This window comes from bacterium (assembly GCA_035549195.1).
In the GTDB taxonomy this organism is placed as follows: domain Bacteria; phylum Oederibacteriota; class Muellerivitia; order Muellerivitales; family Muellerivitaceae; genus DASZRK01.
Genome location: DASZRK010000020.1, coordinates 84134 through 95170, shown reverse-complemented (window position 1 = coordinate 95170; position 11037 = coordinate 84134). Strand labels below are relative to the sequence as shown.

Here is an 11037-nt window from a genome sequence, read left to right as displayed (position 1 = left end):
CCTTCCCTTGACCGAACGGTCCCTTTGTAAAAGGAAGAGTTTTTTGTCCCTTTTCATCAGGCGGCGAACTTCGTCGGAAGTGCCATCGGGGGAAGTGTCGTCCACGACCAGCACTCGGGCGGAGGGGACGTTTTTGTGGAGCAACTTGACCAACTCCCCGATGTTGGCCTTTTCGTTATAGGTGGGGACCATGATGATGGTTTTCATGTCGTTGGATCCTAAAAAGATTTATTGCGAAGGGCGAAGGATGGCATGACTTTGATAATTTTTCGCGACTTCGCTTCTTTGCGGTGAGATCAGGATTGTTTTAACTGTCTTAACACGGCCGCCAACATGTCCTTCTCTTTCAGGTTCTGCATGCAGGATATCTTCGCCGTGCATTGGCCCTGGTAATAGCATTCACAAGGGGAGACGGGCATGACCTTCTCGCCGGACCCGTAAACGTCGATCTCGGTGTCGGAGGTGGGGCCGAAATAGGCCACCAATCTTTTCTTCAGGGCGATGCCGATATGGAGGGCCAGGGTGTCCCCGGACACGAGGACGTCGCAAAGGTCCACCAGGGAAGCGAATTGGCGCAGGGTGTTCTCGGTGCCGGTGGCCAGGCAGACGCCCTTGAGCTTGCGGGCGAGCTTGGGCATGAGGTCGCGCTCTTCGGGTCCCCCATAGAGGAGAATGCCGGTCTTGGGACTTTCCTTCTTGATGGCCTTTGCCAGCCATTCGAAACCGTCCAGGCGCCAGCGCTTCATGGGCCAACGGCCCCCGGAGCCGATGTTGAATCCCACGATCTTCCTGAATTTGGAGAGCTTGTTCTTCCGGGCAAAACCCTGGGCCCATTCCTTTTCCTTGGCGGAGAGAATCAATTGGGGACGTTCTCCTTGGTATTTCAGGCCGCCCAGGGTGAAGAGATGGTCCTGGTAGGTCCTTTGGTTGGCCCGTTTCACGCTGTCAAAGATGCCCATTTCGAACCAGGTCTCGGCGGTCTTGTCGAGCGGGGTCACGGACCCTTCGGGGGAAAGTCCGAAGCCTTTTTTTATCGGACTATGGACCATCCCCAGGATGGCCGCGGCTTTGCGGCCCATGTCGAAATTGAAGGCGCGTGTGAAGGTCACGGTCGAGAGCAGGCTTTGCAAGGTGGGATCGATACCCAAAAGCACGTCGATATAAGGGTTCTTTTCCAGCAACGGTTTAGAGCCGTTCTCGGTCACCCACCAGATGGAAAGGCCCGGGTTCGCGGCCTTAAAGGCCGGGAGGATGGAGGTGGAACGCAGCACGTCCCCGGCAGCGTCCAGCTTGACGATGAGGATCCTTTCCTGCACCGGGTCATAGCGGGGACAATCCCTGCAAACCACGCCTTCGGCCTTATGGGGGGCGCAGGGCTTTTCCCCGGTGAAGTGCCGGCAGTCGGGTTTGAAAAGGTCCATGGAATGAGCCCCTTATTGGGCCGGTGGCGGGAGGATGTGTTCGATGAGGATACGGGTGCCGCCCTGAAGCAAAGCCAGGTCCCCGTTGGGAAGCACGCAAAGGGCGTTGATGTCGGGAATGGAAGGGTCCTTTTGACCGGCTTCCGCCACCATCCCGATATATTTTCCTTCCAGGCTGAAGGCCTTCACGAAACGCCCCTCCTGGGAGGAAACATAAAGGGTTTTTTGGGCCGGGTCGATGGCCTCTGCGGTCGGTTGGGCCCCCAATGCGATCTCCCGGACGAATTTTCCTTGTCCGTCCAGCACCTGAATGCGGTCATTTTCCCGATCCACCACGAAAGCGTTGCCATGGTCGTCTAGGACCACGTCATAAGGATTATCGAATTGCCCTTTGGAGGATCCGCGGGTACCCCAAGCCCCCATTTGGGTACCGTCCTCTCCGATCCGGGCCAAGCGGTGACTGCCAGTGTCGGCTACCAGGAAAGAATTGTGGTCCCAGGCCAAACCCCGGGGACCATAGTAACGCTTGTCGCTCAGGTCGATCCGTAGGATGGGTTTGTGATCGGGCCCGAAACCACGGATCAAGGTGTTCCAAGTATCCATCACGAACAGGTCGCCGGAAGCGTCCACGGTCAGGCCGGAAGGTTCCTTGAAGGGGGGGGCGCCTTCGGTCTTTCCCGAGATCTCGCCCGTCTGGTTCCCTTGGAGATCGAGGAATAGGATCCGGGACGAGGTTTGGTCGGTCAAAGCAAGCCCACCGGCATAAGGGACCATGTCCCAGGCCTTGAAGCCGGTCCCGGATGTGGCGTTACCATTTATTTCCTGGATCTTTTGGACGTTGATCACTTTGGCTTCGTTTGCCTTTTTCATTACATAGGAAATCAATTCAGCGACGAGCAACAAAAGGACCAGAAGGAAGAGAAAGGTGAATTTCCGGTTCCCTTTCTTTCCTTTTGCCATTTTGGCGGGCTTCTTGGATTTGGCGGTTTTTTTGGCTTTGGCCATCAGGGGGCTCCTGGAGCGTGATCACAGGCGTTCAAAGAGGCTAAAAGATAGCATGAATTTTGGACGTTTTTGACCCGAAAATCCGCTCTTGGCGAGGGGATAAAGAAGAAGCCCGCCGGGCCTTACGGCCCGGCGGGGATGGGGAAAAGCGCTACTTCAGCACCAGCTCGAAGGAATCGGAAAGGCCTGGGTCCAAGGCGTCCTTGGCCACCCAGAGGGTGAAAGGACCGGGTTCGGTCACGGCATGGCCCTGCCCGTTGAAGAAGCTGAGCTTGCTTCCTGGAAGGGTGAATTGGACCTTTTGGGAGGCGCCTGGCGCCAAGGTGATCTTTCGGAAGTCCACAAGCTTCCGGACAGGTTGAGTGATGCTGGCGACGTTCTCACGGACGTAGAGTTGGACCACCTCGGTCCCTTCCACTTTCCCCGTGTTGCGGACGGTCAAGGAGACCTGGAGGGATCCTGCGGGATGGATGGACTTGGCGTCCAGGGCGAGGTCGGAATAATCGAAGGTGGTGTAGCTCAGGCCGAACCCGAAGGGGAAGAGGGGACTACTGGGAGAATCGATGTACTTGGATTCCCATTTTTCTTTGCCGATATTGGGCCGACCGGTGTTCATCTGGGCGTAGTAGATGGGTACCTGCCCGAGGTTGCGCGGAAAGGTGACAGCCAGGCGGCCGCTGGGGTTGAAGTCCCCGAAGAGCACATCGGCCACCGCCCGGCCATGCTGGACCCCTAAGAACCAGCTTTCCAGGATGGCGGGAAGATGCTCGGCCTCCCAAGGGAGGGTGAGGGGGCGGCCGTTCATAAGGACCAGGACCACGGGCACGCCGGTGGCCTGGATGGCCTTGATCATCTCCTCTTGCCGGCCGGGAAGATCGATCGAGGTCCGGGACGCAGCCTCGCCGCTCATGTCCTGGGTCTCTCCGGCCACCACGACGGCCACCTGGCACTTGCGGGCGGTCTCTACGGCCTCCTGCAGGGCCTTGTCGGTCCCGTTGTCCTCGGTCCCTACGCCCGGGGCATAGAGGACCTGCGTCCCCTTGGAGACCTTGGCTTGGATCCCTTCCAGAACGGTCGAGACCTTATCCATCACTTCCTCGCCCCGGCAATGCCAGGGACCCAGGGGGTCCTTCTTGGAGTCGGCCAAGGTACCGATGACCGCCACTGACTTCAGGTCCTTCGAAAGGGGCAACAGGTCCTTGTCGTTCTTCAACAGCACGATCGATCTTTCCGCGTCCTCAAGGGCGGTGGCCAGGGAATCGGGGGTCAGGGTCAAGGCCTCCTCCTGGGAGGCGTCGGTGTAGGGATGGTCAAAGAGGCCCAACTCGAACTTCACCTTGAGGATCCGGCGCACCGAATCGTTGATCACATTCAAGGGGAGCTTTCCTTCCTTGTTCAACTGGGCCAGATAGTCCCGGTAGACACCGGATTGCATGTCCATATCCACGCCCGCCAACATCCCCTTGAGGGCGGCGTCCTTATCGTCCTTGGCGTATCCGTGGCTGACCAGTTGTTGGACCGAGGCCCAGTCGGAGACCACAAAACCCTTGAAGGACCATTCGCCCTTCAGGATCTCCCGCAGGGTATGGCGGTTGCCGCTGGTCGGGACGCCATTGAGGTCATTGAAGGCGCTCATGAGGGTGCGGACCCCCGCGTCCACCGCGGCCTTGAAGGGCGGGAGATGGACCTCCCGCAGGGTGACTTCGGACATGTCGGTGGTGTTGTACTCGCGGCCCGCCACCGGAGCGCCGTAACCGACATAATGCTTGGCGCAGGCGGCGATGGAATGGGGGTCCGCCAGGTCCTTGCCCTGAAAACCGCGCACCCGGGCGGCGGCCAGGATCGACCCCAGGGTAGGGTCCTCGCCCGATCCTTCCGCGATACGGCCCCAACGCGGCTCCCGGGAAACGTCCACCATGGGCGCAAAGGTCCAGCGGACCCCCGCGGCGGAGGCTTCCTGGGCGGCCACGGATTCGGCCTTTTCGGTCAGGGCGGGGTCCCAGGCGCAATCCTCCGCAAGTGGGATGGGGAAAATGGTCTTGTAGCCGTGGATGACGTCCAACCCGAAGAGCAAGGGGATGTGGAGGCGGCTTTTCTCCATGGCGATCTTTTGCCAGGCATTGGTCTTGTCGGCCCCGAAGACATTCAGGAGCGAACCTACGCCTCCTTCGCCCGTCTCCCCTTGGATCTTCTCCTCGGTCGATTTCCAGGGGCTGTATTGGACCAACTGGCCGATCTTTTCGGCGAGGGTCATCTTGGACAAAAGGGAATTGACCTTGAGGTCGATGGAAGAGGTCTTGGACGGGACCCTTTTCGGGGGTGGAAGGGGTTTGGGTTGGGAGAGGACGGGGCTGGCGGCGAGGACCAGGACGACCATCGCGAATGGGACCGTTCTTTTCATCATTGGGATATCTCCTTTGGCGGGATGGGCGGCATTCTATCCAAGGGTCCAAGGGGAAGGACAAAAAAGCCGTTCCATCGTCCGGGTAGGGGGTTTTCCTCGTTGACGCTCCCTAGGCCCTATGACATACTAACCCTCGCTTTTGGCCTGTTTTTCCGTTCAATCGGGGAAGCCCCCTCAAGCTGCGGGCCCGGTTTTCCCGAATTCCAACCACTCATATCGTTCCATTTTTGGCTATGGAGGATCCATGAAGAATCTTCGGATGATCTTGGCCGGTCTGGCTTGCTTGGTTTTCGCGGTGGTCCTGGGTCTGAACGGTTGTTCCAAGAGCGGCGGGATCAAGATCAAGATCTCCTCCTGGGGTTCCCCCGAAGAGAACCAGATCCTTTCCGAGTTGATCGCCGACTTCAACAAGAACCATCCCGGCGTGACCGCCGAGCTGGAACGGATCCCCTTCGGTGAATATGTCACCAAGCTCCTGACCCAGGTCGCCGGCGGTCAGGCTCCCGATGTGATCTTCGTGGAAGTGAACAACTTCGTCGACCTTTACCTCCGGGGGGCATTGGAGTCCTTGAACCCCTACATCCAAAAAGACCACATGGACCTGAACGTTTATTATCCGCAGGTCCTGGACCGGTTCACCGTGGATGCCCAGACCTACGTCATCCCCCGCGACACCGCCCCCATCGCCTGCATCTATTACAACAAGAAGGCCTTTGACGAGGCCAAACTACCCTACCCGACCGATGACTGGACCTGGGCTGATTTCGTCCGGGACGGCATGAAGCTGGTCAAGACCGACGCCTCGGGCAAGGTCACGCGCTGGGGTTTCGTGGACGACTGGCCGATGTTCGACACCTGGGTCTATGACGCGGGCGGTAGCTATACCGACAACGTCAAGCATCCCACCAAATGGACCTTCGCTACCGATCCAAACACCCTCAAGGGGATCCAGTTCCGCGCCGACATGATGAACAAGTACAAGTTCATGCTCCCGCCCTCGGGCCTGACCGCCATGGGCGGCATGGGTACCGGCGACATGTTCACCAACGGCACGGTGGCCATGTTCCTCTCCGGTATCTGGAAGACCCCCACCTTCCGCATGGCCAAGGACCTGAAATGGGACGTCGTCATGGTCCCCAAGAACAACAACGGCTATCGGGCCTTCACGACCGGTGGCTCGGGCTACGGCATCCTGAAGACCTCCGAGCACAAGAACGAGGCCTGGGAACTGGTGAAATACATCTCGGGCGAGGAGGGGGCCAAGAAGCTGGCGGCCACCGGCCTGGCCCAGCCTGCCATCATGTCCGCCGCCAATTCGCCGCTCTTCCTGGACGGCAAGGACCCCCAGAACAAGAAGATGCTCTTCGAGGCCATGAAGTACGTGAAATATTTCCCGATGTGCAAGAACTGGTTCGAGGTGCACGACAGCATCATGGGCCCGGAGCTCGAGAAGGTCTGGAACGGGACCGAGACCGCCGAGGCCGCCATGGAACACTTGAAGCCTTTGCTGGAAAAGAACCCGCCGCAGATCCAATAATCCCTGGCGTTTAGGAGAAGACCCGCATGACCTCTGGTGAACGAAAAGAAGCCATCAGCGCCTTCATCTTCCTTTCCCCCTTCTTCCTTTGGCTCGTCTTCATCATGGGGGGGCCGATCCTGGCGGCCTTCTTCCTGTCCTTCTGCAAATGGGACATCCTGACACCCATCCAGTTCGTGGGGTTCGACAACTATAAGGAAATGTTCTTCGATACCCGCTTCTGGAAGGCGCTCTACAATACGGCCTATTTCACCCTCCTTTCAGTTCCGATCGGGATGGTCCTTTCCATCCTGGTGGCCCTCTTGATGAACCAGAAGGTCAAGGGCATCGGGATCTACCGGACCCTCTTTTACCTGCCTTCGGTCGTGGGGGCGGGGGTGGCGGTGGCGGTCCTCTGGAAATGGATCTTCAACGCCGATTCGGGGCTCCTCAACTACATGATCTCCTTCCTGACCGGCATTCCCATCGCGGACTGTCCTAAATGGCTGGCCAGCGAGGTCTGGAGCAAACCCGCTTTGGTCATCATGAGCCTCTGGGGTGTGGGCGGCGGCATGATCATCTACTTGGCCGGCCTCCAGGGGATCCCCATCACCCTCTATGAGGCGGCGGAGATCGACGGGGCCAACCGTTGGCAGCAGTTCTGGACGGTGACCTTGCCGGGCCTTTCCCCGGTCATCTTCTTCCAATTGATCATCTCCATCGTCACCTCCTTCCAGATCTTCACCCAGGTGGATGTCATGACCGATGGCCTGGGCGGTCCCGCTGATTCCACCTTGGTCATGGTGCTCTACATCTACCAGAAGGCCTTCAAGTACTACCAGATGGGTTATGCTTCGGCCCTGGCCTGGGTGTTGTTCATCGTGATCATGTTGGCCAGTTGGGTCCAGTTCAAATACTCCAAGTGGGTCTATTACGAGGGGGAGCTGAGGAAATAACATGACCGACCAAACGACCATTCCATCCCCGAACGCGGCCCAGGACGGTTTTTGGGCCAGCAAACGCCGTTCCGAGAAGATCACCAAGATCGTCGTGACCGGCCTGCTCATCCTGGGGTCCCTCACGATGATGCTCCCGGTGGTCTGGATGATCTCCACCTCCTTCAAGACAAGGACCGATGTCTTCGCGGTGCCGCCGGTCTGGATCCCCAATCCCCTCCACTTCGAGAACTATAAGACGGCCTGGACCATCTCAGGGATGTACGCGGGTGAGGATTGGAACTTCCTGGGCTTCATCCCCATCCACGGTATCACCTTCTGGACCTATACCTGGAACACCCTGGTGATCGCGGTCCTGAGCTGCCTGGGAACCACCCTGACCTCATCGCTGGTCGCTTTTGCTTTCGCCCGCCTGCGCTTTCCCGGCCGGGGTCCCCTGTTCCTCATCTGTCTGGCCACCATGATGGTGCCGCCCCAGGTCACCATGATTCCCACTTTCATCCTCTTCAAGTATTTCAACATGTACGACACCATCGGGCCCCTGGTCATTCCGGCCTTCCTGGGCGGCGGGGCCTATAACATCTTCCTGATGCGCCAGTTCTTCATGAGCATCCCTTATGAGATGGACGAGGCGGCCAAGATCGATGGTTGCACCGACATCGGGGTCTTCTGGCGGATCCTGCTGCCCCTTTGCAAGCCGGCCCTGACCACCGTGGCGGTCTTCGCCTTCGTCTATAACTGGAACGACTACCTGAACCCCCTCATTTACCTGGATTCCAACAGCAAGAAGACCCTGGCGTTGGGGCTCAAGAACTTCGTCTCCCTCTACGGCCAGGATTACCACCTGCTCATGGCCGCGTCGCTCATCATCTCCATCCCCATCGCCGTGATGTTCCTCTTGGGTCAGCGCTACTTCATCCAGGGCATCGCGACCACCGGGTTGAAATAGTCCGTTTGATTTTCAAGCCGTAAAACCTATAATTGCCGTCCGTAAGAGCCCTGGCGCGCACCGCGCCGGGGCTTTCCTTTTGGGGCAAGGTCCCCGGGGTCGTTAACCGAGATTTTCGTTGGCCCGACATCCCTCTTCGCCCACCATGTCGTCACCAAACACCGAAGGAGATCCTGAATGAAGAGCGCCTCACTGTCGCCGCTGGGAAGGGAAAAATTCTTTTTCACGTCCGAATCCGTGACCGAAGGCCACCCGGACAAGGTGGCGGATGCGGTCTCCGACAGCATCCTGGATGCTTGTCTGGAGCAAGACCCCTTCAGCCGCGTGGCTTGCGAGACCCTCCTGACCTGCAACTGGGTGGTCGTGGCCGGTGAGATCACGACCAAAGCCACCGTGAATTGGACCCAAGTGGTGCGGGACGCCATCCGTCGCATCGGCTACACCGATGCCAAGGCGGGACTGGACGCCGACACCTGCGGCGTTTCGGTGGCCATCAACCGCCAATCCCCCGACATCGCCATGGGCGTGGACACCGGCGGTGCCGGCGACCAGGGCATGATGTTCGGTTTCGCCTGCCGGGAGACTCCTGAACTGATGCCCATGCCCATCATGCTGGCCCATCGCCTCGTGGAGAAACTGGCCCAGGTGCGTAAATCCAAGAAGCTGGCCTATCTGCGTCCCGACGGCAAGAGCCAGGTCTCGGTGGAGTACATCGGTGGGAAGCCGGTGCGCGTGGACGCGGTGGTGCTTTCCACCCAACACGCTCCCGTGAACCAGTCGAAGCTGAGGGCGGATGTCGTCCGTCACGTCATCAAGCCGGTCATTCCCTCCCATATGATCGACAGCAAGACCAAGATCTTCGTCAACCCGACCGGCCGCTTCGAGATCGGCGGGCCCTTGGGCGATACGGGCCTCACCGGTCGCAAGATCATCGTCGATACCTATGGCGGTTACGGCCGACACGGCGGTGGCGCCTTCTCGGGCAAGGATCCCTCCAAAGTGGACCGTTCGGCGGCCTACGCCGCCCGCTGGGTGGCCAAGAACATCGTGGCGGCCGGTTTGGCCGACCAATGCGAGGTCCAGATCTCCTATGCGATCGGTGTGGCCCAGCCCACCAGCGTCCTGGTGCACACGTTCGGCACTGGCCGCCTGCCGGAAGAGCAGATCACCCAGTTGGTCCGCCAGGTCTTCGACCTGACGCCCCGGGGCATCATGAAATCCCTCAACCTGCGCCGTCCCATCTACAAGAAGACCGCAGCCTACGGTCACTTCGGGCGCCACGATAAGGACTTCACGTGGGAAAAGACCGACAAGGCCGCCGCCCTGCGCAAGGCCGCGAAACTCAAATAGTTTTTCACCGCCAAGACGCCAAGTCCGCCAAGAAAGACAAGGCTTTTGGTTCCCGGCTATTGAATCTTAAATCCGTCCTTGGCGTCTTGGCGCCTTGGCGGTAAATCTCGGAGGAAAGACTTAATGAAATACCATGTGAAGGACCTGAAACTATCGGCCAAGGGCAAGGACCGCATCGAATGGGCCGAGCGCAGCATGCCCGTGCTTCGCCTGATCAAGCAACGGTTCCAGAAGGAAAAGCCCCTCAAGGGCGTGAAGATGGCCGCCTGCCTGCACGTGACCACCGAGACCGCCAACCTTCTCATCACCCTCAAGGCCGGTGGCGCCGACGTCACTACCTGCGCCTCCAACCCCCTTTCCACCCAGGATGACGTGGCGGCGGCCCTGGTGAAGGTCCATGGCATCCCCACCTTCGCCATCAAGGGTGAGGACCGCAAGACCTACTACAAACACCTTTATTCGGCCCTGGATGCCCGGCCGAACATCACCATGGACGACGGTGCCGACCTGGTGTCCGAGCTCCATTCGGCCCGGGCCGCCCAGGCTTCCGAGATCATCGGCTCCACCGAGGAGACCACGACCGGGGTCATCCGCCTGCGGGCCATGGAGAAGGATGGGGTCCTGAAGTTCCCCGTGGTCGCGGTCAACGACGCCAAGACCAAGCATTTCTTCGATAACCGTTATGGCACCGGCCAGTCCACCATGGACGGCATCATCCGGGCCACCAACGTCCTCATGTCGGGATCCATCGTGGTCGTTCCCGGTTACGGCTGGTGCGGCCGTGGGGTCGCCATGCGCGCCCGCGGGCTTGGCGCGCGCGTCATCATCACCGAAGTGGACCCCATGAAGGCCCTGGAAGCGGTCATGGAAGGCTACGAGGTCATGCCCATCGCGAAGGCCGCCACCCTGGGCGATGTCTTCGTGACCTTGACCGGCGACATCCATGTCATCCGACCCGAGCATTTCTCCAAGATGAAGGATGGGGCCATCGTGGCCAATTCGGGCCACTTCAACGTGGAGTTGGACCTGGAAGGCTTGAAGAAGCTCTCCAAGAAGGTCCGCACGGTCCGCGATTTCGTGCAGGAATACACCCTGAAGAACGGCAAGAAGGTCTTCGTGCTGGGCGAGGGGCGCCTCATCAACCTGGCGGCCGCCGAAGGCCACCCGGCCTCGGTGATGGACATGAGCTTCGCCAACCAGGCCCTGGCCGCCGAATACGTGACCAAGAACCACAAGCAGCTGCGCCGCAAGGTCTATTCGGTGCCCGAGAACATCGACAACGAGATCGCCCGTTTGAAGTTGAAGGCCATTGGGGTCTCCATCGATCAACTGACCAAGGAACAGGAACATTACCTGTCCAGTTGGGAAATGGGGACCTGAGCGGGTCTCTAAAAGATTGGAGTGAAAGGCGGGCCCGGACGGGCCCGCCTTTTTTG

General features: G+C 59.4%; 9 protein-coding genes. 5 read left to right on the top strand and 4 right to left on the bottom strand.

Features of this window, described 5'->3' with window-relative positions; all coding sequences use genetic code 11:
- The 4 genes from VHE12_06170 to bglX form a co-directional block, all read right to left on the bottom strand.
- Nucleotides 1-207: glycosyltransferase (locus VHE12_06170; protein ID HVZ80376.1), on the bottom strand; the 207-nt coding region annotated here is incomplete at its 3' end.
- Nucleotides 208-296: 89 nt separating this feature from the next.
- Complete coding sequence (locus VHE12_06165; protein HVZ80375.1) at nt 297-1421, bottom strand: glycosyltransferase family 9 protein; 1125 nt, start codon at nt 1419-1421, stop codon at nt 297-299.
- A 12-nt stretch (nt 1422-1433) separates the two neighbouring features.
- Nucleotides 1434-2426 carry an NHL repeat-containing protein gene (locus VHE12_06160; GenBank protein HVZ80374.1) on the bottom strand — a complete coding sequence of 331 codons (993 nt, stop codon included), beginning with the start codon at nt 2424-2426 and terminating at the stop codon, nt 1434-1436.
- A gap of 151 nt (nt 2427-2577) precedes the next feature.
- Nucleotides 2578-4830: a beta-glucosidase BglX gene (gene bglX / locus VHE12_06155; GenBank protein ID HVZ80373.1), complete on the bottom strand. Its 2253-nt coding sequence runs from the start codon at nt 4828-4830 to the stop codon at nt 2578-2580.
- A gap of 244 nt (nt 4831-5074) precedes the next feature.
- On the opposite strand from bglX, the gene VHE12_06150 reads away from it, so the two are divergent.
- The 5 genes from VHE12_06150 to ahcY all read left to right on the top strand — a co-directional run bounded on the left by VHE12_06150 (nt 5075) and on the right by ahcY (nt 10981).
- The gene (locus VHE12_06150; protein HVZ80372.1) at nt 5075-6367 is read left to right on the top strand and encodes a sugar ABC transporter substrate-binding protein; all 1293 of its coding nucleotides are present in this window, start codon (nt 5075-5077) and stop codon (nt 6365-6367) included.
- 26 nt (nt 6368-6393) lie between these two features.
- A complete protein-coding gene (locus VHE12_06145) occupies nt 6394-7302 on the top strand; it encodes a sugar ABC transporter permease (GenBank protein ID HVZ80371.1) in 909 nt (302 codons plus the stop codon).
- A 1-nt stretch (nt 7303) separates the two neighbouring features.
- The gene (locus tag VHE12_06140; protein HVZ80370.1) at nt 7304-8251 is read left to right on the top strand and encodes a carbohydrate ABC transporter permease; all 948 of its coding nucleotides are present in this window, start codon (nt 7304-7306) and stop codon (nt 8249-8251) included.
- A 177-nt stretch (nt 8252-8428) separates the two neighbouring features.
- Entirely contained in the window at nt 8429-9601 is a 1173-nt protein-coding gene (gene metK, locus VHE12_06135; protein ID HVZ80369.1) for a methionine adenosyltransferase, read from the top strand.
- Between the two features lie 123 nt (nt 9602-9724).
- Nucleotides 9725-10981: an adenosylhomocysteinase gene (ahcY, locus tag VHE12_06130; GenBank protein HVZ80368.1), complete on the top strand. Its 1257-nt coding sequence runs from the start codon at nt 9725-9727 to the stop codon at nt 10979-10981.
- Nucleotides 10982-11037 lie beyond the last annotated feature (56 nt).

What these genes read in the sequence shown, in the direction of transcription:
- VHE12_06165 (HVZ80375.1), bottom strand. Translation starts at nt 1,421, where the DNA reads ATGGACCTTTTCAAACCCGACTGCCGGCACTTCACCGGGGAAAAGCCC.
- bglX (HVZ80373.1), bottom strand. Translation starts at nt 4,830, where the DNA reads ATGATGAAAAGAACGGTCCCATTCGCGATGGTCGTCCTGGTCCTCGCC.
- ahcY (HVZ80368.1), top strand. Translation starts at nt 9,725, where the DNA reads ATGAAATACCATGTGAAGGACCTGAAACTATCGGCCAAGGGCAAGGAC.
- metK (HVZ80369.1), top strand. Translation starts at nt 8,429, where the DNA reads ATGAAGAGCGCCTCACTGTCGCCGCTGGGAAGGGAAAAATTCTTTTTC.
- VHE12_06140 (HVZ80370.1), top strand. Translation starts at nt 7,304, where the DNA reads ATGACCGACCAAACGACCATTCCATCCCCGAACGCGGCCCAGGACGGT.
- VHE12_06145 (HVZ80371.1), top strand. Translation starts at nt 6,394, where the DNA reads ATGACCTCTGGTGAACGAAAAGAAGCCATCAGCGCCTTCATCTTCCTT.
- VHE12_06150 (HVZ80372.1), top strand. Translation starts at nt 5,075, where the DNA reads ATGAAGAATCTTCGGATGATCTTGGCCGGTCTGGCTTGCTTGGTTTTC.
- VHE12_06160 (HVZ80374.1), bottom strand. Translation starts at nt 2,426, where the DNA reads ATGGCCAAAGCCAAAAAAACCGCCAAATCCAAGAAGCCCGCCAAAATG.